The organism is Micrococcus sp. GbtcB5, from assembly GCF_019091605.1.
Taxonomy (GTDB): domain Bacteria; phylum Actinomycetota; class Actinomycetes; order Actinomycetales; family Micrococcaceae; genus Micrococcus; species Micrococcus luteus.
Window position 1 is genome coordinate 36,359 of record NZ_JAGXJK010000002.1, and the last position, 22,052, is coordinate 58,410.

The 22,052-nt window shown below is 73.8% G+C and carries 20 protein-coding genes; 9 read left to right on the top strand and 11 right to left on the bottom strand.

What is annotated here, in order from left to right; all coding sequences use genetic code 11:
• Positions 1–1,344, bottom strand: coding sequence for an acetyl-CoA C-acetyltransferase (locus KVS67_RS01120; RefSeq protein ID WP_063190057.1), 1,344 nt, complete (start codon positions 1,342–1,344; stop codon positions 1–3).
• Positions 1,345–1,462: 118 nt separating this feature from the next.
• On the opposite strand from KVS67_RS01120, the gene KVS67_RS01125 reads away from it, so the two are divergent.
• Complete coding sequence (locus KVS67_RS01125; protein WP_063190059.1) at positions 1,463–2,176, top strand: TetR/AcrR family transcriptional regulator; 714 nt, start codon at positions 1,463–1,465, stop codon at positions 2,174–2,176.
• Entirely contained in the window at positions 2,173–4,296 is a 2,124-nt protein-coding gene (locus tag KVS67_RS01130) for an acyl-CoA dehydrogenase (protein ID WP_063190060.1), read from the top strand. Before KVS67_RS01125 ends, KVS67_RS01130 begins: the two co-directional genes overlap by 4 nt.
• 75 nt (positions 4,297–4,371) lie before the next feature.
• On the opposite strand, the gene glgA is transcribed toward KVS67_RS01130, so the two are convergent.
• Positions 4,372–5,568, bottom strand: coding sequence for a glycogen synthase (gene glgA, locus KVS67_RS01135; protein WP_095695719.1), 1,197 nt, complete (start codon positions 5,566–5,568; stop codon positions 4,372–4,374).
• 113 nt (positions 5,569–5,681) lie between these two features.
• Between glgA and glgC the strand changes: the two genes are divergently transcribed.
• A complete protein-coding gene (glgC, locus tag KVS67_RS01140) occupies positions 5,682–6,926 on the top strand; it encodes a glucose-1-phosphate adenylyltransferase (protein WP_036336851.1) in 1,245 nt (414 codons plus the stop codon).
• 103 nt (positions 6,927–7,029) lie between these two features.
• On the top strand, positions 7,030–9,678 hold the full coding sequence (pepN, locus tag KVS67_RS01145; RefSeq protein WP_095695718.1) for an aminopeptidase N: 2,649 nt from the start codon (positions 7,030–7,032) through the stop codon (positions 9,676–9,678).
• A 79-nt stretch (positions 9,679–9,757) separates the two neighbouring features.
• Here the strand turns inward: pepN and KVS67_RS01150 are convergent, their stop codons facing one another.
• The 6 genes from KVS67_RS01150 to KVS67_RS01175 all read right to left on the bottom strand — a co-directional run bounded on the left by KVS67_RS01150 (position 9,758) and on the right by KVS67_RS01175 (position 14,806).
• On the bottom strand, positions 9,758–10,402 hold the full coding sequence (locus tag KVS67_RS01150; RefSeq protein WP_233437075.1) for a hypothetical protein: 645 nt from the start codon (positions 10,400–10,402) through the stop codon (positions 9,758–9,760).
• Between the two features lie 373 nt (positions 10,403–10,775).
• Entirely contained in the window at positions 10,776–11,834 is a 1,059-nt protein-coding gene (locus tag KVS67_RS01155; protein ID WP_217564703.1) for a biotin/lipoate A/B protein ligase family protein, read from the bottom strand.
• A 103-nt stretch (positions 11,835–11,937) separates the two neighbouring features.
• Entirely contained in the window at positions 11,938–12,195 is a 258-nt protein-coding gene (locus KVS67_RS01160) for a type B 50S ribosomal protein L31 (protein WP_002855042.1), read from the bottom strand.
• A gap of 109 nt (positions 12,196–12,304) precedes the next feature.
• Positions 12,305–13,147 (bottom strand): RNA methyltransferase, encoded by an 843-nt coding sequence (locus KVS67_RS01165; RefSeq protein WP_217564704.1) that lies wholly within the window; start codon positions 13,145–13,147, stop codon positions 12,305–12,307.
• A complete protein-coding gene (locus KVS67_RS01170; RefSeq protein WP_036315227.1) occupies positions 13,140–13,985 on the bottom strand; it encodes a sulfite exporter TauE/SafE family protein in 846 nt (281 codons plus the stop codon). The genes KVS67_RS01165 and KVS67_RS01170 overlap by 8 nt, the downstream gene beginning before the upstream one ends.
• Positions 13,982–14,806 (bottom strand): ABC transporter ATP-binding protein, encoded by an 825-nt coding sequence (locus tag KVS67_RS01175; protein ID WP_052520061.1) that lies wholly within the window; start codon positions 14,804–14,806, stop codon positions 13,982–13,984. Before KVS67_RS01175 ends, KVS67_RS01170 begins: the two co-directional genes overlap by 4 nt.
• An 86-nt stretch (positions 14,807–14,892) precedes the next feature.
• On the opposite strand from KVS67_RS01175, the gene serB reads away from it, so the two are divergent.
• Positions 14,893–15,729: a phosphoserine phosphatase SerB gene (gene serB, locus KVS67_RS01180; protein WP_041103833.1), complete on the top strand. Its 837-nt coding sequence runs from the start codon at positions 14,893–14,895 to the stop codon at positions 15,727–15,729.
• Between the two features lie 73 nt (positions 15,730–15,802).
• Here the strand turns inward: serB and KVS67_RS01185 are convergent, their stop codons facing one another.
• Both KVS67_RS01185 and fabG read right to left on the bottom strand, forming a co-directional pair.
• Positions 15,803–16,561, bottom strand: coding sequence for an SDR family oxidoreductase (locus tag KVS67_RS01185; RefSeq protein WP_060974144.1), 759 nt, complete (start codon positions 16,559–16,561; stop codon positions 15,803–15,805).
• A 37-nt stretch (positions 16,562–16,598) separates the two neighbouring features.
• The gene (fabG, locus tag KVS67_RS01190; RefSeq protein ID WP_166437591.1) at positions 16,599–17,345 is read right to left on the bottom strand and encodes a 3-oxoacyl-ACP reductase FabG; all 747 of its coding nucleotides are present in this window, start codon (positions 17,343–17,345) and stop codon (positions 16,599–16,601) included.
• A gap of 171 nt (positions 17,346–17,516) precedes the next feature.
• Between fabG and KVS67_RS01195 the strand changes: the two genes are divergently transcribed.
• From KVS67_RS01195 to KVS67_RS01205, 3 genes are read left to right on the top strand one after another with little or no spacing between them, the layout of a single operon-like run.
• Positions 17,517–17,984 carry a DUF3099 domain-containing protein gene (locus tag KVS67_RS01195; protein ID WP_166437592.1) on the top strand — a complete coding sequence of 156 codons (468 nt, stop codon included), beginning with the start codon at positions 17,517–17,519 and terminating at the stop codon, positions 17,982–17,984.
• Entirely contained in the window at positions 17,981–18,352 is a 372-nt protein-coding gene (locus KVS67_RS01200) for a hypothetical protein (RefSeq protein WP_217564705.1), read from the top strand. The genes KVS67_RS01195 and KVS67_RS01200 overlap by 4 nt, the downstream gene beginning before the upstream one ends.
• Entirely contained in the window at positions 18,349–19,266 is a 918-nt protein-coding gene (locus tag KVS67_RS01205; protein ID WP_217564706.1) for an SURF1 family protein, read from the top strand. Before KVS67_RS01200 ends, KVS67_RS01205 begins: the two co-directional genes overlap by 4 nt.
• Before the next feature lie 30 nt (positions 19,267–19,296).
• Here KVS67_RS01205 and abc-f read toward each other — a convergent pair whose 3' ends face one another.
• Positions 19,297–20,895, bottom strand: a complete 1,599-nt coding sequence (abc-f, locus tag KVS67_RS01210) for a ribosomal protection-like ABC-F family protein (protein WP_098092828.1) — start codon at positions 20,893–20,895, stop codon at positions 19,297–19,299.
• Between the two features lie 122 nt (positions 20,896–21,017).
• Here abc-f and KVS67_RS01215 point away from each other — a divergent pair, with 122 nt between their 5' ends.
• Complete coding sequence (locus tag KVS67_RS01215) at positions 21,018–21,965, top strand: neutral zinc metallopeptidase (protein ID WP_217564707.1); 948 nt, start codon at positions 21,018–21,020, stop codon at positions 21,963–21,965.
• The last annotated feature ends 87 nt before the right edge of the window (positions 21,966–22,052 follow it).

The window sequence follows — 22,052 nt, forward strand, 5'->3', positions numbered from 1 at the left end:
TCAGCGGCCGCGGAGCAGGGCGACGATGCCCTGGCCGCCGGCGGCACAGACGGAGATGAGGCCGAGGGAGCCCTCCCCCTTCTCATGCAGCATCTTGGCCAGCAGGGCGACGATGCGGCCGCCGGTGGCGGCGAAGGGGTGACCGGCCGCCAACGAGGAGCCGTGCACGTTGAGCCGGGCGCGGTCCACCGAGCCCAGCGCACCCGGCAGCCCGAGGCGCTCGCGGCAGTACTCCTCGTCCTCCCAGGCGGCGAGCGTGGACAGGACGGTGCCGGCGAACGCCTCGTGGATCTCCACGAAGTCGAGGTCGTCGAGGGTGAGCCCGTGCCGGGCCAGCAGGCGCGGGACGGCGTAGGCGGGGGCCATGAGCAGGCCCTCGTGTCCGTCGACGAAGTCCACGGCGGCGTTCTCCATGTCCACGAACTCGGCGAGCACGGGCAGTCCGCGCTCGGCGGCCCACTCCTCGGAGGAGAGCAGCACCGCGGAGGCGCCGTCGGTGAGCGGGGTGGAGTTGCCGGCCGTCATGGTCGCCTCGTCCCCCAGCTGGCGGCCGAACGCGGGCTTCAGGCCGGCCAGCTTCTCCGGCGTGGAGTCGGGGCGGAGGTTGTTGTCGCGGGCCAGGCCGTGGAACGGGGTCACCAGATCGTCCATGTACCCGGCGGCGTAGGCGGCGCCGAGGTTCCGGTGGGAGGCCGCGGCGAGCTCGTCCTGGGCCTGACGGGTGATGCCCCACTTGTGGGTGGTCAGGGCCTGGTGCTCGCCCATGGACATGCCGGTGCGCGGCTCGCCCGCGCCGGCCGGCTCGGGCACGAGCTGCCCGGGGCGCAGCTGGGCGAGGGCGCGCAGGCGGTCCTTCGTGGTCTTGGCGGTGGTGAGCTGCAGCAGCACGCGGCGCGCGCCGTCCGAGAGCGAGACGGGCGCGTCCGAGATCGAGTCCACGCCGCCGCCGATGGCGGAGTCGAGCTGGCCGAGCCGGATCTTGTTGGCGAGGGTGCCCAGGGCCTCCATGCCGGTGGCGCAGGCCACCTGGACGTCGGCGGCCGGGGTGGCGGCGGAGAGCGCGGAGCCCAGGACGGCCTCGCGGGTGAGGTTGAAGTTGCGCGGGTGCTTGAGGACGGCGCCGGCGGTGACCTGGCCGATGCGCTCGCCCTGGAGCCCGAACCGCGCGACGAGGCCGTCGAGCGTGGCCGTGAGCATCTCCTGGTTCCCGGCCTCGGCGTAGGCGGTGTTGGCACGGGCGAAGGGGATGCGGTTGCCGCCCAGGATGACGGCGGGGCGCAGCGCTCCACCGGCGACGGCGGGGCGGGAGGCGGTCTCGGACGCGGGGGTCTCGTGGTGGGTCATGACGGTCCTCTCGACGGCGGGCCCACCGCCGACGCGGCGGGGGCGTTTCCACCCCGGACGATACGGACATCGGCGGGGTGGGTGACTGTGACCCACAGTACCTGATACGCTCGGTTTCGTGAACCCCGTTACGTCCACCGCCCGGGACGGTCGCAGCGTCCGCTGGGACCGGCACCGCGCCGAGCGCCGTCTGGAACTGGTCCGGGCCGCCCGGTCGGCCGTGCACGCCCTGGGCGCCCACGCCTCGATGGAGGAGATCGCGTCCCACGCGGGCACCTCCAAGACCGTCTACTACCGCTATTTCGGCGACCGCGAGGGCCTGCGCCTGGCGGTGTCCGAGCGGGTCACCGCCCACATGGAGCGCCGCCTGCTCGAGGTCGCGGACGAACCGGTCTCCGAGCCCGAGGCGCTGCGTCGCATGGTCGAGGTGTACCTCACGGTCGCGGCGACGTCGCCCGAGGTGTACGCGTTCGCCGTCGCCCCGCCCCCCGCCGCGGCCGAGGCCCCTGTGCTGGGCCCGTTCCTCGAGCGCGTCTACGCCGTGCTCGAGTCGGGCCTGGCGCGCGGGATGGCCGCGCGGGGCCACGCCCCGGCGCCGGCGGACCCGCTCGCCCTGTGGCCGCGCGCCGCCGTCGGCCTCGTCCGGGCCGCCGCCGAGACCTGGCTGCGGACCCCGGCCGCCGGGCGCATCCCGGTCGAGGCGATGGCCCGCGCCATCGCCGACTGGCTGCTCGTCGGCCTCCTCGGCGCCGCGCCCGGCGCCTCCCTCGACCCCGCGGCGGCGGACGCCGACCGCGCCCGCCCCCACTCACGAACAGGAGCATCGTCATGACCGTCCACGAGAAGCTCGCCCCCCAGTCCCCGACGCCCAGCACCGAGGTCCCCTCCGACGTCGCCGAGATCGCGCCCGAGCGTCCGACGCCCGGCTCCCTCGACGCCGCGGCCCTCGAGGAGGCCCTCCTCGGCCGCTGGGCGGCGGAGCGCCGCGAATCCCGCGAACTCGCCAAGGACCCCGCCCTGTGGCGCGACCCGATGCTCGGTATGGACGAGCACCGCGCCCGCGTCCTGCGGCAGCTGGGCGTCCTCGTGGAGCGCAACGCGGTCCACCGCGCCTTCCCGCGCGAGTTCGGCGGCGAGGACAACCACGGCGGCAACCTCTCCGCCTTCGGTGACCTCGTGCTCGCCGACCCCTCCCTGCAGATCAAGGCCGGTGTGCAGTGGGGCCTGTTCAGCTCGGCGATCCTGCACCTGGGCACCGCGGAGCACCACCGCCGGTGGCTGCCGGGCGCGATGGACCTGAGCGTCCCGGGCGCCTTCGCCATGACCGAGATCGGGCACGGCTCGGACGTCGCCTCGATCGCGACGACCGCCACGTACGACGAGGCGACCCAGGAGTTCGTCATCCACACCCCGTTCAAGGGCGCCTGGAAGGACTACCTCGGCAACGCCGCGCTGCACGGCAGGGCGGCCACGGTCTTCGCGCAGCTGATCACCCGGGGCGTCAACCACGGCGTGCACTGCTTCTACGTCCCCATCCGGGACGAGGAGGGTGCCTTCCTGCCCGGCGTGGGCGGCGAGGACGACGGCCTCAAGGGCGGACTGAACGGCATCGACAACGGCCGTCTGCACTTCACCCAGGTCCGCATCCCGCGCACCAACCTCCTCAACCGCTACGGCGACGTGGCCGAGGACGGGACCTACTCCTCGCCCATCGCCTCCCCCGGGCGTCGTTTCTTCACGATGCTCGGCACGCTCGTCCAGGGCCGCGTCTCCCTGTCCCTCGCCGCCACCACGGCCTCCTTCCTCGGCCTGCACGGTGCGCTGGCCTACGCGGAGCAGCGCCGCCAGTTCAACGCCTCCGACCCGCAGCGGGAGGAGGTGCTGCTGGACTACCAGAACCACCAGCGCCGCCTGATCGACCGCCTGGCCCGCGCCTACGCGGACGCCTTCGCCTCCAACGAGCTCGTCGAGAAGTTCGACGACGTCTTCTCCGGCCGCTCCGACACGGACGTGGACCGGCAGGAGCTCGAGACGCTCGCCGCGGCCGTGAAGCCCCTGACCACGTGGCACGCCCTGGACACCCTGCAGGAGGCCCGCGAGGCGTGCGGCGGCGCCGGGTTCCTCGCCGAGAACCGGGTGGCCCAGATGCGCGCCGACCTGGACGTGTACGTCACGTTCGAGGGCGACAACACGGTGCTCCTGCAGCTGGTGGGCAAGCGTCTGCTGACCGACTACTCGAAGGAGTTCGGACGTCTCAATGTGGGCGCCCTCTCCCGCTACGTGGTCCATCAGGCCTCGGACGCCCTCCACCGTGCGGGCCTGCACAAGGTCGTCCAGTCCGTGGCCGACGGCGGGTCCGAGCGCCGCTCCGCGAACTGGTTCAAGGACCCCGCCGTGCAGCATGAGCTGCTCACCGAGCGCGTCCGCGCCAAGACCGCCGACGTCGCCGGCACCCTCTCGGGGGCCCGGGGCAAGGGCCAGGCGGCCCAGGCGGAGGCGTTCAACACGCGCCAGCACGAGCTCATCGAGGCCGCCCGCAACCACGGCGAGCTGCTGCAGTGGGAGGCCTTCACCCGCGCCCTGGAGGGCATCACGGATGAGACCACGAAGACTGTCCTGACGTGGCTGCGCGACCTCTTCGCGCTGCGCGTCATCGAGGACGACCTCGGCTGGTTCGTGGCCCACGGCCGCGTCTCGAGCCAGCGCGCCCGGGCCCTGCGCGGCTACGTCAACCGGCTCGCCGAGCGGCTGCGCCCCTTCGCCCTCGAGCTCGTCGAGGCGTTCGGCCTCGAGCCCGAGCACCTGCGCATGGCGGTGGCCACGGACGCTGAGACCCAGCGCCAGGAGGAGGCCCACGCCTGGTTCACGGCCCGCCGGGCCGCCGGCGAGGAGCCGGAGGACGAGAAGGCCGTGCGCGCCCGCGAGAAGGCGGCGCGGGGTCGCCGCGGCTGACCGCGGCCGTCCCCGGACGCACCGGGCCCCCGTCACCTCGCGGTGGCGGGGGCCCGTGTGTGTGATCGGGCGGGCTCAGCGCAGCACGGCCTCGTAGACCTCGATCGTGCGCTCCGCGATGGTCTCCCACGAGAAGTGCTCGATCGCGCGTGCCCGGCCGGCCTCACCCATCGCGCGGGCGCGCTCCGGGTCCTCCACGACGCGGGTGAGCGCGGCCGCGAAGTCGGCGGCGAACCCCTCCTCGTCCACGGGCGCCCCCGTGCCGTCGTCGACCTGCTCGAAGGGGACGAGCAGGCCGGTCTCGCCGTCCTGCACGACCTCCGGGATGCCGCCCACGGCGGAGGCGACGACGGCGGTGCCGCACGCCATCGCCTCGAGGTTGACGATGCCCAGCGGCTCGTAGACCGAGGGGCAGGCGAACACGGTGGCGGCCGTGAGGATCTCCATCACCTCGTGGCGCGGGATCATCCCCTCGATCACGACGACGCCCTGGCGGGTGCGCCGCAGCTCGGAGATCAACCCGTTCACCTCGTGCGCCAGCTCCGCGGTGTCCGGGGCGCCCACGCACAGCACGAGCTGGACATCCTCCGGCAGCCGCAGGGCCGCACGGAGCAGGTGGGGCACGCCCTTTTGGCGCGTGATGCGGCCGACGAACGCGACGGAGGGCTTGTCCGGGTCGATTCCGTACTTCTCCAGTGCGGCGGTGCCGGTCTGCGGGGTCCAGACCTGCGTGTCGATGCCGTTGTGGACCGTGTGCACCTTCGCCGGGTCCACGTCCGGGTAGCAGGCCAGGATGTCCCGACGCATGCCGTCCGAGACCGCGATGACCGCGTCCGCCCCGAGGTAGGCCGTGCGCTCGGCCCAGCTGGACAGGGCGTAGCCGCCGCCGAGCTGCTCCGCCTTCCAGGGGCGCAGCGGCTCGAGGGAGTGCGCGGAGAGGACGTGGGGAACCTGGTGCAGGAGCTTGCCGAGATGGCCGGCCATGTTGGCGTACCAGGTGTGGGAGTGGATGACGTCGGCGCCCTCGAGGTCCCCGAGGATCGTGAGGTCGGTGGCCAGGGTCTGCACGGCCCCGTTGGCGGCGTCGAACCCGGGCGGGTTCGGGTACGTCAGGACGCGGGCCCCGTGGTAGTCCGGGTCGCGCGGCGCGCCGAAGGCATGGACGCGGACGTCGACGCGGGAGGCGAGGACGCGGGTCAGCTCGGCGACGTGGACGCCGGCACCGCCGTAGATGGACGGGGGGAACTCTTTGCTCACGATGTCGATGCGCACGCCCCCAACCTAGTTCAGCCCGGCGGGGGTCGATAGTCTGGCGGCACGGATGCCCCGCACGCCCAGAGCACGCGTGCGGGTCGCGACGACCCGGCTCACGAGGAGTGACACAGATGGTGCAGAAGAAGGTCCTCTCGGTCGTGCTGGCGGGCGGTGAGGGCAAGCGTCTGATGCCGCTGACGGCCGACCGTGCCAAGCCGGCCGTCCCGTTCGGCGGCACGTACCGCCTCATCGACTTCGCGCTCTCCAACCTGGTCAACAGCCGGTACCGCGAGATCGTCGTGCTGACGCAGTACAAGTCGCACTCGCTGGACCGCCACATCTCCGAGACGTGGCGGATGTCCACGCTGCTGAACAACTACGTGGCCTCCGTGCCGGCGCAGCAGCGCCGGGGCAAGGACTGGTTCACGGGCAGCGCGAACGCCATCTACCAGTCCATGAACCTGATCCACGACGCACGGCCGGACATCGTCGTCGTCATCGGCGCGGACCACGTCTACCACATGGACTTCCAGCAGATGGTGGACCAGCACATCGCCTCGGGCGCCAAGGCGACCGTGGCCGCGGTGCGCCAGCCCCTCGAGCTGGCCTCCTCGTTCGGGGTGATCGAGACGGACCCGCAGGACAGGACGCGGATCTCGGCGTTCGTGGAGAAGCCGGAGACGACCCCCGGCCTGCCGGACGACCCCACGCAGTTCCTGGCCTCGATGGGCAACTACGTGTTCGACACGGACGCCCTCGTGGCGGCGCTGAACCAGGACGAGGAGAACCCCGAGTCGAACAACGACATGGGCGGGGACATCATCCCGCTGTTCGTGGAGCGCGGCGAGGCCGGGGTGTACGACTTCACCTCCAACGAGGTGCCCGGCGGCACGGCCGGCAAGCACTACTGGCGGGACGTCGGCACCCTGGACTCCTACTACGACGCGCACATGGACCTGGTGCAGCCGTGGCCGGAGTTCAACCTCTACAACCGCGAGTGGCCGCTCTACACCCGCCAGTCCGTCTCCCCGCCCGCCAAGCTCGTGCGCTCGTCCACCCGCCGCCCCGGCTCGGCGAACGACTCGATCCTCTCCCAGGGCGTGGTCATCTCCGGCGGCACCGTGGCCCAGTCCGTGCTCTCCACGGACGTGCGCGTGCAGAACGAGGCGTGGGTGGAGCAGTCGGTGCTGCTGGACTCCGTGGTGATCGGCGAGGGGGCCCACGTGCGCAACGCGATCCTGGACAAGAACGTGGTCGTGCCCCCGGGCGCGCGCATCGGCTTCGACCGGGCGGAGGACGAGGCGAACGGCTACACCGTGACAGAATCCGGCCTGACGGTGCTCTCCAAGGGCCAGCCCGTCCCGAAGCCGCACTGACGCGGCCACGGGCCGCCGGTCCCGGACCACCGCCGACGCGCGGGCACGCCCCGGTGTGTCCGCGCGTCGCCGTCCCCGCTGGATCCCCGACCGGAGGCTCGCCTTGACCGACACCACCCCCGACCTCGACGCCACCAACGTCACCCGCGCGGAGGCCGCGGAACGCTCCCGCCTGCTCACGGTGCAGGACTACGCCGTGGACGTGGACCTCTCCGACGCCCGGGACGCCGCGACCGACACCTATCCGGTCCGCACCGTGATCCGCTTCGCGTGCGCCGAGCCGGGCGTGCAGACCCACCTGGACTGGATCCACGGGGGTGTGGAGTCGGTGACCCTCAACGGCACGACGCTGGACCTGACCGAGGTCGTGGGCCAGGCCCGGGTTCTGCTGCCCGACCTGGCGGCGCAGAACGTGGTGGAGCTGGTCGGCCGGTCCGTGTACTCCCGGTCGGGCGAGGGCCTGCACCGCTTCACGGACCCCGCCGACGGCGAGGTCTACCTCTACACCCAGTACGAGCCCGCCGACGCGCGCCGCGTGTTCCCGGACTTCGAGCAGCCGGACCTCAAGGCCGCCTTCACCTTCTCCCTCACCGGGCCCGAGGACTGGGTGCTGGCCTCGAACCGGCCGGAGGTGTCCCGGACGCCGGCCGGGGACGGTGTCGTCCGGGTGGAGTTCGCCCCGACGCTCCCCCAGTCCACCTACATCACGACGCTGCTCGCCGGCCCCTATGCGCAGTGGGAGGACGCCTGGGACGGTCACCCGGCCAGCGGCGCGCAGGCCGTGCCGCTGCGGCTGTTCACCCGGCGCACGATGGCCGACGCGTTCGACCCCGAGGCCGTGTTCGACGTGACCAAGCGGGGGCTGACGTTCTTCCACGACCTCTTCGGCGTCGCGTACCCGTGGGGCAAGTACGACCAGGCGTTCGTGCCCGAGTACAACCTCGGCGCCATGGAGAACCCGGGCCTCGTGACCTTCACCGAGGACTTCGTGTTCACCTCGCGGGCCACCGCGGTCCAGTACGAGGGCCGGGCCAACGTGATCCTGCACGAGATGGCGCACATGTGGTTCGGCGACCTCGTGACGATGCACTGGTGGGACGACCTGTGGCTCAAGGAGTCGTTCGCGGACTACATGGGCGCCCTCGGCGTGGACGAGGCCACCGACTTCCGGACCGCATGGGTGACCTTCGCGTCCCGCCGCAAGGCCTGGGCGTACGTGCAGGACCAGATGCCGACGACGCACCCGATCGTCGCGGACATCGTCGACCTCGAGGCCGCCCGTCAGAACTTCGACGGCATCACCTACGCCAAGGGCGCCTCCGTGCTCAAGCAGCTGGCCGCCTACGTGGGCCGGGACGCGTTCCTCGACGCCGCGCACCGCTACTTCGCCGCCCACGCGTGGGGCAACGCCTCCCTCGCCGACTTCATGGCCGCGCTCGAGGCCGCCTCGGGGCGGGACATGCGCGCGTGGGCGGACGCGTGGCTGCACACCTCCGGCGTGCCCCGGCTACGGGTCGACGTCGACGGCGACGCCCCGGCGCTGCGCCAGGAGGGCACGGACCCGGTCACGGGCGAGTCGATCCTCCGCCCACACGTGCTGAAGGTCGGCGTCTTCACGCCCGGGCAGGACGGCGTCCTGCGCCGCACCGCCCAGGTCACCGCCGACGTGCCGGGCGGGGCGGAGGGCGCGGCCGTGCCCCTGCCGGACCTCGAGGTCCCCGGGGGCGTCCGCCTCGTGCTGCCCAACGACGAGGACCTCACCTACGCCGCCGTCGCGCTCGATGCGGGGTCGCTGCGCGCGGCCCTGACCCACCCCATCGCGGACCCGCTCGCGGAGGCCACCGTGTGGGCCGCCCTGTGGTCGATGACCCGCGACGGCGAGCTGCCGGTCGCCCGGTTCCTCGACGCGGTGGCGACGCTGTCCGCGCGGATCGCGACCGTGGGCGTGCACGCGCAGGTGCTGGCGCAGGCCGCCGCGGCCGTGGGCCAGTACGCCCGCGCCGAGGACCGGGACGCGCTGCGCGCCCGGCTGGGCGAGGTGCTGGCCGAACAGACCCGGACGCTCGAGGCCGGCTCCGACCGCCAGCGCACCGCGGCCCGCATGTGGGCGACGCTGGCGCGGGCCGACGTCGGGATGGCCGCGGCCCTCGAGGCCGCCCTGCTCGGCGAGGACGCGGCGACGTCGGCGCCGGGCCTGGCGATCGACGCGGAGCTGCGCTGGCTCGTGCTCCAGGCCCTCGCCGCGACCGGCCGGGCCGACCAGGACCGCCTGGACGCGGAGCTCGAGGCCGGCCGCACCGCCCAGACGGTCACGTGGCACCGCCTCGCCACGGCCGCCCGCCCCGATGCCGAGGTCAAGGCCGCGGCGTGGGAGGCGGTCATGTCCGGTCGCACGGCCACCGGCACGGAGCTGTCCAACGACCTGCTCTCGGCCACGGCGGCCGGCTTCGCCGCGGGCGAGGTCGAGCTCCTCGCCCCCTACGAGTCCGGCTTCTGGCCGCGCCTGACCTCGGTGTGGGCCTCACGATCCAACGGGCTGGCCTCGCGCGCGATCGGCGGGCTGTTCCCGGGCCGCCAGGACGCGGTGGCCGGCGACGCGGACGCGCAGGAGTCGCACCCGACGCTGGCCGCGGCCCAGCGCTGGCTGGACGAGCACCCCGACGCCCCGGGGGCCCTGCGGCGCCTGGTCGTGGAGCACACGGACGCCCTGCGGCGGTCCCTGCGCGTGCAGGCGGCGCAGCCGGCGGGCTGAGCGGTAAGTCCTCCCGCGCAGAGTGGTCACGACACGCCGCCTCCCCTCGGGCGAGGCGGCGTGTCGTGACCATTCCAGCTCAGGGCGCGGCGACGCGGAGCACGCGTTCCCGGCCCACCCGGCGCAGGCCCACGGCGTCGGCGGCGCGCTGGGCGTCCCGGTCGCGCATCCCCACCCGCTCGACGACGACGGGCCGCGTCTCCAGCACGGCCGTCAGTTCGGCGTGGCGCGCCACGTGCGCGGCCCCGCCGTCCGGGTCGAGGGACAGCGCCTGCCGGTCGGCCGCGTGGAGCCAGGCCGCCGACACGTCCTCCACCGGGCGGCGCAGGTGCGCGCCGAGGGAGGCGTCGTCGAGCAGGTCGGAGACGTCGGCGTCCGCGAGGCGGGCCACGAGTGCGGGTGGCCCGGCGACCACCGCGGTCGTGTGGAGCAGGACCACGTGCAGCAGCTCCGGGTCGGCGTCCGCGGCGGGCGCGAGCACGACGCCCGGGTCCTCCCACGCCGTCGGCGCGACGCCGAGTCCCGCGGCCAGCCCGGTCCGCAGCGCGGCGGTCGCGTCGGCGCCCAGCACGTCGGCCGGCGCGACCGTGCCGAGGGCCAGCGGGTGGACGCCGAGCAGCCGGTTCAGGGCGCGGGCCTCGCGGTGCGCCCGGTCCACGAGGGCGGCCAGCTCGGGCGAGGTCTCCCCCACCAGCGGCAGCTCGCGCAACGTTGCGGCCCCCACCGGCACCCCGGCCTCGGCCGCGACCGCTGCCAGCGCGTCCCAGTGTCGCGTCTCCTCCTGGGCAGGCGTGCGGCCGCCGCCCGGCTCGTCCAGCCGCGGTCCGTGAGCAGAGGCACGCGGCGGCCGGAGGCCAGCTCCAGCTCGAGGGCGCAGTGGACGTCCACGGTCGACCGTGGGCGCCCCGGGGCGTCGGAGCGGGCGATCAGGCGGACGGGGGCGTCGTCGTCGGGGGTCATGGTCCGATCCTGACAGAGCCGCCCCGCCACACCTCGACGCGTCGGGGGCGGTTTCGGGCGGTATTCACGTCGAATACCACCGCAAACCGCCCCCGGACGGAAGCGTGCCGGACGGTGCCGGGACGCCGTCAGGCGGCTCAGGGCACCCGCGCGGTCCACTCCGGGGTCGCGAACTTGGTGCGGGCCAGCTGCTCGGCCTCCTCACGGGTGGCCTCGTCCAGCTCGACGCGGCGGGCGCCGTAGCGCTCCTCGAAGGTGGTCATCATGGTCTCCCAGATCTCGGCGCGGGAGACGCCGGTCTGGCGGCGGAGCGGATCCACCCGCTTCTTCGCCGAGGCCACACCCTTGCCGCGCAGCTTCTCCCGGCCGATGCGCAGCACCTCGAGCATCTTGTCCGCGTCGATGTCGTAGCTCATCGTCACGTGGTGCAGCAGCCCGGCCGTGCCCACCCGCTTCTGCGCGGCGCCGCCGATCTTCCCCTGGTCCGTGGCGATGTCGTTGAGCGGCTGGTAGAACGCGTGCACGCCGAGCCGGGAGAGCGCGTCCATGGTCCACTCGTCCAGGAACGGGTAGGTCTCCGCCGTCTCCAGCCCGTCGACCAGCGACGACGGCACGTGCATCGAGTACGTGACGCAGTTGTCCGCCTCCATGAACATCGCGCCGCCGCCGGAGATCCGCCGCACCACGTTGATGCCGTACCGCCGCGCCCCCTCGGGGTCCACCTCGTTGGCGAGCGACTGGAAGGCGCCGATCACCACGGTCGGCTCGTTCCACTGCCACAGGCGCAGGGTCGGCTTGCGACGTCCCTCGGCCACCTGCCGGGTGAGCACCTCGTCCAGGGCCACGGTCAGCGCGATCGGCATCGGCTCCGGCCCGATGACCTCCCACTCGTGGTCCCCCCACGTGGTCGCCTTGCCGAGGGCCCGACGCACGGCCGAGGCGACCGCGAAGGCGTCCACGCCGAACAGCTCGGCCTCGGAGCGCAGCCCCCGCTCGACGGCCTCCCGGATGACCCGGTGCTCGGCGTCCGCGGACAGCCCGGCCACCGCCGCGTTGAGGTCCTCGAGCGCCTCGTCCGGCTCGAGGAAGAAGTCGCCGTTGATGCTGGCGGTCGCGATCCGGCCGTCCGCGAGGGTCAGGTCCGCCGCGACCAGCTTGCCGCCGATCACCTTGTATTCACCGTGGAGAGTCGTCATGCCCGTCAGCCTACGGGCGACGCGACGGGCCCCGCACCGCCCGGATCGCTCCGGGGGCGCGGGGCCCGTCGTCGTGGTGGGCGCGCGGCTCAGGCCGCCGCGGTCACTTCTTGCCGCCGAAGCCCTTGAAGCGGGCGTTGAAGCGCTCGACGCGGCCGGCGGTGTCCATGATGCGCTGCTTGCCCGTGTAGAACGGGTGCGAGGCGGCCGAGATCTCGACGTCGATCACCGGGTAGGTGTTGCCATCGGTCCACTCCGCGGTCTTGTCGGAGTTCGCGGTGGTGCGGGTGAGGATCTTCTCACCGGAGGCGAGGTCGTTGAAGATGACGTAGCGGTAATCCGGGTGGATCTCAGACTTCATGGTGCATCCTTCGTGTCAGCCGCCTGATTGGGACCAGGGGCGCGAGAGGTGTGGTCAGGGGGTCCGCCGGACGGCGGGCCAGCCGCCCACTCTACCGCACCCGGGCCGGTCAGCGCGCGCGCAGCTCCCACAGCGCGACCGCCGCGGCCGCGGCCACGTTCAGCGAGTCGACGCCGGCGGGCATGGGGATGACGACGTCGGCGTCGGTCTGGGCGAGGGTCTCGGGCCGGACCCCCGGCCCCTCCTGGCCGAGGACGAGGGCCAGGCGCTCGGCGGTCCGCAGCGGCTCGATCTCCGGCGAGTCCAGGCCCACGGCCTGCTCCGTCACCTCGAGGGCGGCCACCGCGAACCCGGCCGCCCGCAGCGCGGGCAGCGACGCGGCGACCGGGCCGGGCAGGCGCGCCCACGGCAGGCGGAACACCGTGCCCATCGAGACGCGGATGGCGCGCCGGTACAGCGGGTCGGCGGCCTGCGGGGTGAGCAGCAGCGCGTCCCAGCCGAGGGCGACGGCGGAGCGCACCACGGCACCCAGGTTCGTGTGGTCCACGACGTCCTCGGCGATGAGCACGCGCCGGGCGCCCGCGAGGACGTCGGCGAGCGGCCGGGGTGCGGGGCGGTCCATCGCGGCCAGGGCGCCGCGGTGCAGGTGGAAGCCGGTGAGGGCCTCGAGCACGTCGTCGGGTCCGGTGAAGACCGGGACGTCAGGATGGGCGGCGAGCACGTCCGCGAAGGACCCGCGGTAGCGGTCCCCCAGCAGGAAGGAGCGCGGGGTGTGCCCGGCGTCCAGCGCGCGGCGGACCACCTGGGAGGACTCGGCGAGGAAGACGCCGTGCTCCGCGTCGACGCGACGGCGCAGGGCCGCGTCCGTCATGGTCGTGTAGGGGGCCAGGCGGGGGTCGGCGAGGTCCTCGATCCGCTCCAGGCGCACCTCGCGGGTCCCGACCTCACCCACCCGAGACCTGCCGCATCACCATGACCACCAGCCCGGCCAGGCCCACGATCACGATGGTGACGCGCAGCGCCGTCGGCGAGATGCGCCGGCCGATCCGCGCGCCTACGAGCCCGCCCACGAGCGAGGAGAGCGCGATCAACAGCACGGCCCGCCAGTCGATGCGGTCGAAGGCGAAGACCAGGTAGAACGCCGCGGCGGTGAGGTTGACCACCAGCGACAGCCACGTCTTCACGGCGTTGGCGTGCACGAGGGTGCCGCCCACCAGCAGCACGCCGAAGATCGCCATGAGCATGACGCCCTGGGCGGCCACGAAGTAGCCGCCGTAGATGCCGGTCAGGAACACGAGCGTCCACAGCGTCGGGGTCACGGGGCCCACCGGCACGGGAGAGTCCGCGCCGGGGGTCGGCCCCTGGTCCTCCGCCCGACGCCGGACCCACCGCTGGATGCGCGGCTGCAGCACGACGACCGTCAGGGCCACCACGAGCAGCACCGGCGCGACGTAGCCGAACACGGCCGGGGGCAGCGTGGTGAGCAGGGCGGCGCCGATGACCCCGCCGAGCAGGGACGCGACGGTCAGCTTCGGCAGGAGCGCCCGGGACTGGGCCAGCTCGCGGCGGTACCCGTACGTGCCGGAGAAGCCCGAGGCCACCAGGCCCATCGCGTTGGAGACCTGGGCCGTCACGGGCGGGAACCCGACCGCCACGAGCGTCGGGAAGGTGACGAGCGTGCCCGAGCCGATCACCGAGTTGATCGTGCCGGCCCAGAACCCCGCGAGCAGCACGAGCAGGACCTGCCACAGGTCCATGCCCAGCAGCTGCGCGGTCAGCAGCCCCGTCACCGGGCCACGGCGGTGTACCGACCGCCGGTGCGGGTCACCTTCAGGTCCGTGCCGAACGCCGCGGAGAGGTGCTCCTCGGTGAGCGTCGACTCGATGGGCCCGGCCGCCACGACGCCGCCGTCCCGCAGCAGCAGGGCATGCGTGAAGCCCGGGGGCACCTCCTCGAGGTGGTGCGTGACGAGGACCAGCGCGGGCGCGTCCTCGTCCGTGGCGAGCGCCGTCAGCTGGCGCACGAGGTCCTCCCGCCCGGCGAGGTCCAGGCCCGCGGCGGGCTCGTCCAGCAGGAGCAGCTCGGGATCGGTCATCAGGGCACGGGCGATGAGCACGCGCTTGCGCTCACCGTCGGAGAGGGTGCCGAACGCGCGGTGCGCGAGGCGGGAGAGCCCCCAGGTCGCCACGAGGCCGAGCGCGCGGGCGCGATCCTCCGTCTCGTACCGCTCGCGCCACGTGCCGGTGATCCCGTAGGCGGCGGTGACGACGGCGTCCTGCACGGTCTCGTTCGCGGGCACCTGGGCGGCGAGCTGGGCGGAGGACAGGCCGATGCGCGGGCGCAGCTCGAACACGTCGACGGCGCCGAGCACCTCGTCCAGCACGCCGACGTCGCCGGCGGTCGGGTGCAGGCGGGCCGCGGCCAGCTGGAGCAGCGTGGACTTGCCGGCGCCGTTCGGGCCCATCACGATCCACCGCTGCCCCGCGCGGACCGTCCAGTCCAGGGGGCCGAGGATGTCGGTGGTGCCGCGGCGCACGCGCACGCGGCGCATCTGCAGCACGGCGTCCTCATCCGGGAGGAACCAGTCGTCGGGAGGCGCGGGGGTGGTCATGGGGGCCAGCCTAGTCCGGCCGGCCGGCGCGTCGCCGATGCGACGCACGCCCGGCCGCGCCCGCACCCCCGCCTAGGATGCCGCGCATGAGCACCCTGCGCCGCCTCGTCGTCACCGCCGACCCCGCCCTCCTCGTCACGGACGCGCCCCCGGCCGGCGTGCCCGACGACGCCGAGCGGCTCACCGACGACGGCCTGCTGGGCTGGCGCTTCGCCGCGGACGAGTGGGCGGCGGCCCCGGAGCCGGGTTCCGGGTGGGACGTGCTCACGGTGCCGGCGACGGTCGCCGCCGCGCCGGCGCCCCTCGTGGTGACGGACGTGGACTCCACGCTGATCCGGCAGGAGGTCATCGAGCTGCTCGCCGCCCACGCCGGCCGCGAGGCCGAGGTCGCCGAGGTGACGGAGCGGGCGATGCGCGGTGAGCTCGACTTCGCCGCCTCGCTGCACGCGCGCGTCGAGGCGCTCGCGGGGCTGCCCGTGGGCGTCGTGGCGGACGTGGTGCGGGCCATCCGGCCCACCGACGGAGCCCTCGCGCTGATCGAGGCCGTCACCGCGGCCGGCGGCCGGGTGTGCGCGGTCTCCGGCGGCTTCACCCAGGTGCTCGCCCCGCTGGCCGAGGCGTGGGGCGTGCACGCCTACTGCGCCAACGAGCTCGAGGTGCGGGACGGGCACCTGACGGGGAAGGTGCTCGGCGACGTCGTGGACCGCGCGGCGAAGGCCGCCATGCTGCGCGCCTGGGCCGAGGACGCGGGGCTCACCCCCGAGCAGGCCGTCGGCGTGGGCGACGGCGCCAACGACATCGATCTGCTCGAGGCGGCCGGCTGCGGCGTGGCGCTGTGCGCGAAGCCGATCCTCCGGGAGCACGCGGACGTCGTCGTCGACGTGCCCTCCTTCACCCCCCTGCGGTGGCTCCTCGGTCTCTGAGGCGTCCGCTCCCGGAGGTCACGAGGGCCGGATCCCACGGATCCGGCCCTCGTCGTCTGGGGTGTGGTGGGGTTCAGTCCTGCCCGAGGAAGTCCTCGGCGCCGCCCACGAGCTCGGTGTGGCCGACCTCGAGGCCCTCGCGGCCCACGAGGGAGGCGATCTCGGCGGCGAACTCCTCCACGGTGTAGAGCTTGCCGGCGGCCTCGCGGCGGGCCTCGATGGCACCGGGCTCGGCGCGGTCGAGCAGGGTGGCGGTGATGGTGCCCTCGATCATGTCGCCGGAGACCACCACGAAGCCCACGCCCTTCTCGGTGAACGCGGGGATGCGCTCGCGCAGGGCGTCCTCGCCGGCGCGCTTGGAGCGGGCCACGGGCTCGTAGGAGTCCATCGTGGCGACCTCGTCGATGAAGTGCGCCTGGTGGGAGGTCACGAACACGATCTGCCCGCCGGCACCCATGCGCTCGAGCGCGGCGTCGGCCAGCGCGGCCTGGGCGTCACGGTTGAGCTTCAGGGCGTAGTCCTCGCCGAACTGGGACTCCATGCCGCCCGAGGCGTTGAGCACGAGCACGTCGAGTGAGCCGAAGTGCTCCACGGCGGCGTCCAGCAGCGCGGCCCGATCCTCGGCGACGGTCACGTCGCCGCCCACGGCCACGGCGCGGCCGCCGGCGTCCTCGATCCTCTGCACCACCTTGTTCGCGCGCGGCGCCTTCTGGCGGTAGTTCACCACGACGCCCGCGCCGCGGGCGGCCAGCAGCTCGGCGGTGGCGGCTCCGATGCCGCGGGAGGAGCCGGTGACGACGACGCCGCGTCCGGCCAGGTCCTGCTCGGTCATGTTCTGTGCTTCCTGTCTGCTCAGCGGTCGGTGGTCGTCAGTGGCCCATGCCCAGGCCGCCGTCCACGGGGATCACGGCCCCGGAGATGTACGCGGCCTCGTCCGAGGCCAGCCAGCGCACGACGCCGGCCACCTCCTCCGGGGCGGCGAAGCGGCCGGCCGGGATGGACGTCTTGTACTGGGCCTTGAGCTCGTCGTCGAGGGACTGCGTCATCTCGGTGTCGATGTAGCCGGGGGCCACGACGTTCGCGGTCACGCCGCGCGCGCCGAGCTCGCGCGTGATCGAGCGGGCCATCCCGACGAGGCCGGACTTGGAGGCGGCGTAGTTGACCTGGCCGGGCGAGCCGAGCAGGCCCACCACGGAGGAAACCAGGACGATGCGTCCGCGCTTCAGGCGCATCATGCCCTTGGTGGCGCGCTGCACCACGCGGAAGGCGCCGGTGAGGTTCGTGTCGATCACCGAGGTGAAGTCGTCCTCGGACATGCGCAGCAGCAGCTGGTCGTGGGTGATGCCGGCGTTGGCCACGAGCACCTCGACCGGGCCGTGGGCCTGCTCGACCTCGCGGAAGGCCGCGTCCACGGAGGCCGCGTCCGTCACGTCGGCCCGGACCGCGCCGACCCCCTCCGGCCCCTCCCCCGAGCGGGAGGTGATGGCCACGCGGTCGCCGTTCGCGGCGAACGCCCGGGCGATGGCCAGGCCGATGCCGCGATTGCCCCCCGTGACGAGGACGCTGCGGCCGGCGGCCTGTGCGTCCGCTGCGGGCGTGGTGGTCTGATCGGCCATGGGAACACCTTCCGGACGGGACGGGACTAGACTGGAGCACCGGCGCGGCGCCGTCGACGCCGTCCTGCGGGACGCCGCCGAGGGCGGGCGCGCCGACATGTGAACCACCACTCTACGTCCGCGGCCGCGCGGGGGCCCTCCGCAGGGCGCGACGTGCCAGGAGGATGCGCCATGACCAGCTCCGCCGCCAGCTCCCGAGCCGGCCGTCCCGCCCGCGCCGGGCGCGGGACGACACCGGAGGTCCAGGGGGTCACCACCGCCGCCGCCGGCCGCAGCGCGGACCGGGAGGCGCGCATGAAGGTCTACCTGGTCCAGATGCTGCTCCGCACCGCCTGCTTCGTCGCCGCGCTCTTCACCCACGGCTGGTGGCAGCTCGGGTTCATCCTCGGCGCGGTCGTGCTGCCCTACGTCGCCGTCGTGCGCGTGAACAACACCGGCCCGCAGCAGGCCGGCACCCTGCGCGCCGTGCCCACCCAGGGACCGGCCCTGGCCCCCCGCCCCGACGACGCGGCGGCGCCCGAGCCGGTCGTGCTCACCGGCGACCTCGTGGACGACCCGCGCGACCGTGCGCCCCGGGCGCTGGGCCGAGGGTCCTCGTCCGCCGGCGGTCCCGGCCTGCCCGGACGGGGCGCCGCGTGATCGGGGCGGGCCCGGGCGAGCCGGACGTGGACCTGCTGGGCGCCCTCGCGGCCGGCCGCCTCGACCCCGCAGCCGGTGCCTCCGCCGCCCGATCCCCGCACGCCGCCGCGGACGGGCCCGAGCGGCCGGTCTGCTCGCGTCGCGGCTGCACCGCGGAGGCCGCCTGGGCCCTGGAGTGGAACAACCCGCGCGTCCACGCCCCGGACCGGGTGAAGACCTGGCTGGCCTGCGCGGACCATCGGCCCTTCCTGGACGACTTCCTGAGCGCCCGCGGCTTCCTGCGGCGCTCCCGCCCACTCGACCCGCCCGCCACGGAGGCGCCCGAGGTCGAGACGCCCGAGACCCCGCAGGAGCCCCCGCGCCCATGAGCACCCCCGCCCCCATGACGGCCCCGACCGCCCGCGACGCCGAACGCCTTCCTGCCCTGCGCTTCGGCTTCCTCGCCACCGGCCCGTGGATCCTCGGCTTCGTGGTGTGCGTCCTCTTCGCGTTCCTGTGCCATGCGCTCGCGCAGTGGCAGTGGGACCGCCGCGTGGAGGTCCAGCACCGCGTCAACCGCGTCCTGGAGAACTACGACGACGACCCGGTTCCGTTCGCCGAGGCCTCCCGGCTGTTCACCGCGTTCCAGACCGACGACGAGTGGACGCCCGTGACACTGACCGGCGAGTACCTCGTCGACGAGACGCTCATCGTCCGCAACCGCCCCCGGGCCGGCCAGCCCGGCTACGAGGTGCTCGTGCCGTTCCGGACGGACGAGGGCCCCGTCGTCGTGGTGGACCGCGGCTGGCTCCCGGTGGGCAACAGTCCGGGTCAGCCGGACGCCGTGCCGGCCCCGCCCGCCGGCCACGCCGAGGTCGTGGTGCGGGTCAAGCCCGGGGAGCCGGCCCTGGACCGCGACGCCCCGGACGGTCAGGTGCCCTCGATCGACCTCGCCGAGATCGCCGACACCGTGGGCGGGCCCGTGGCCGGAACTGCCTACGGGATCATGGTCACGGAGGACCCGGAGGTGGAGCCGATGCCGCAGAAGCTCATCGAGCCCACCCTCGACGAGGGCCCGCACCTGTCCTACGCGATCCAGTGGTACCTGTTCGCGGCCATGGGCTTCGGGGTGTGGGGGTACTCCGCGTGGATGCGCGCCCGCAACGACCGGGCCGACGCCCTCGACGACGCCGCGGACGACGGGCTGCTCTCCGCGCACCGGGTCCCCCGCGCCAAGCCGGTCCGGCGGCGGCGCGACGGGCGGCTCACGGACGAGGAGGCCGAGGACGCGCTCTTCGACTGAGCCCGCCCTCCGCCTCGGCGGCCCGCGCACTCAGGCGAGGGTGATGAGGTCCCTGTAGTCGTCGTTCCAGAGGTCCTCGACCCCGTCCGGCAGCAGCACCACGCGCTCGGGGTCGAGCGCCTCGACGGCGCCCTCGTCGTGGGTCACGAGCACCACGGCGCCCTCGTACTGGCGCAGCGCATGGAGGATCTCCTCGCGGCTGGCGGGGTCGAGGTTGTTCGTGGGCTCGTCCAGCAGCAGCACGTTCGCGCTCGAGGCCACGAGCGTGGCCAGCGCGAGGCGGGTCTTCTCGCCGCCGGAGAGGACGCGGGCGGGCTTGTCGACGTCGTCGCCCTGGAAGAGGAACGAGCCGAGCAGCGTGCGCGCCTGGGTGTCGCCGAGCTGCGGGGCGGCGTGGCGCATGTTGTCCAGGACGGACGCGTCCTGGTCCAGGGTGTCGTGCTCCTGGGCGAAGTAGCCCAGCTTGAGCCCGTGGCCCGCCTGCACCTCCCCGGTGTCCGGGGTCTCCTCCCCGGCGAGCATGCGCAGCAGCGTCGTCTTGCCGGCGCCGTTGTAGCCCAGGATGACCACGCGCGAGCCGCGGTCGATCGCCAGGTCCACTCCCGTGAAGATCTCGAGCGAGCCGTAGGACTTGGAGAGGTTCTCGGCGCGCAGCGGCGTCTTGCCGGAGGCCTGCGGGGTGGGGAAGCGGATCGCGGCCACGCGGTCGACCGCGCGCTCGCCCTCGACGCCGCGCATGAGCCGCTCGGCGCGCTTGATCATGTTCTGCGCGGCGGTGGCCTTGGTCGCCTTGGCGCGCATCTTCTCGGCCTGGGCCATGAGGGCCGAGGCCTTCTTCTCCGCGTTGGCGAACTCCCGGCGGCGGCGCGCCTCGTCCTGCTGGCGCTGGGCGAGGTAGTTCTTCCACGTCATGTTGTAGACGTCCATGGTCTGCCGGTTCGCGTCCAGGTAGAGGACCTTGTTCACGGTCATCTCCATGAGCTCCACGTCGTGCGAGATCATCAGGAGGCCGCCGGAGTAGGTCTTCAGGTAGTCGCGCAGCCACACGATCGAGTCGTGGTCGAGGTGGTTGGTGGGCTCGTCCAGCAGCAGGATGTCCGCGTCGGAGAAGAGGATGCGGGCGAGCTCCACGCGGCGGCGCTGGCCGCCGGAGAGGGTGTGCAGCGGCTGGTCCAGCACGCGGTCCGGCAGGCCGAGGTTGGACGTGATCCGGGCGGCCTCGGACTCGGCCGCGTAGCCGCCGCGGGCCTCGAACTCCGCCTCCAGGCGGGAGTAGCGGTTCATCGCCCGCTCCCGCTCGGCGTCGTCGACGGCGGCCATGCCGGCCTCGGCCTCCCGCATGCGGCGGATCGTCTGGTCCAGGTCGCGGGCGGAGAGGATGCGGTCACGGCCGGACTGGTCCATGTCCTCGACCTTGGGGTCCTGGGGCAGGTAGCCGATGCGCCCGGTCCGGGTCACGGTGCCCGCCGTGGGCTGCCCGCCGCCGGCCAGGACCTTGGTCAGCGTCGTCTTGCCGGCGCCGTTGCGCCCCACGAGGCCGACCTTGTCCCCCTTGTCCACGCGGAAGTTCACCTCGTCCATGAGGAGACGGGCGCCCACGCGCAGTTCGACATCGGTGACGGTCAGCATGGGGGTGTCAGACTCCAGGGGTCGAGGGAAGAACAGGGGTGCATCGGCAGGTCCCGGCCGATCTCGACGGGCGGGGGCCAGCGCGGTGCCGGGCCAGTCTAGTCCGTCTACACTCTGGCCCCATGAGCTTCAACGAGAACGTGCAGATCGACGCCGGCCGGGCCCGATCGGGCGGTGGCGGCGGGCTGGGGGGCCGGGGCATCGCCATCGGCGGTGGCGGCGGCCTGCTCGCGGTGCTGCTCGCGATCTTCGCGCCCGGGCTGGCCGAGCAGCTCGGGATCGACACGGGTGGCGGGTCCGTCGGCCAGAGCCAGTACCAGCAGCAGACGGGCTCGGGCGGCCAGAGCCAGCCCCTCTCGGACGAGGAGTGCGCCAGCGGTGCGGACGCCAACCAGAACACGGACTGCCGGGTCATCGCGACCACCGAGGCCGCGGACGAGTTCTGGGGCGAGTACCTCGCGCAGTTCTCGGACATCCAGTGGCGCCAGCCGCAGCTCACCCTGTTCCAGGGCGGTGTGAGCACCGGCTGCGGCAGCGCCTCCTCGGCCACGGGCCCGTTCTACTGCCCGGCGGACGAGTCCATGTACTTCGACACCGCGTTCTTCGATACGCTGCAGACCGACTTCGGCGCCGAGGGCGGGCCGCTGGCGGAGGAGTACATCGTGGCGCACGAGTACGGCCACCACGTCCAGCACGTCACCGGCTACCTGCAGCACTCCAAGGACGGGACCACCGGCCCGACCTCCGGTGCCGTGCGCGCGGAGCTGCAGGCCGACTGCTTCGCCGGCATGTGGGCCGGGCACGCCGCCTCCACCGTGGACCCCGAGTCCGGCGCGCCGTTCCTGAAGCCGATCTCGCAGGACCAGCTGCGCCAGGCCATCGACGCGGCCTCCGCCGTGGGCGATGACCGCATCCAGTCCACCCACACCGGCCGGGTGAACCCCGAGGCGTTCACCCACGGCACCTCCGAGCAGCGCATGGCCTGGTTCAGGCGCGGCTACCAGAGCTCCCAGCAGGAGCCGGACATCCGTCAGTGCGACACGTTCCGGGCCTCCTCCCTGGACATCTGAGCCGGGAGCCCCGGGGCGCCTGCGGGCCCGTCCGCACTCCCCCACCACGACGGCGGCCCGTCACCTTCACGCAGAAAGTAAGTCGGA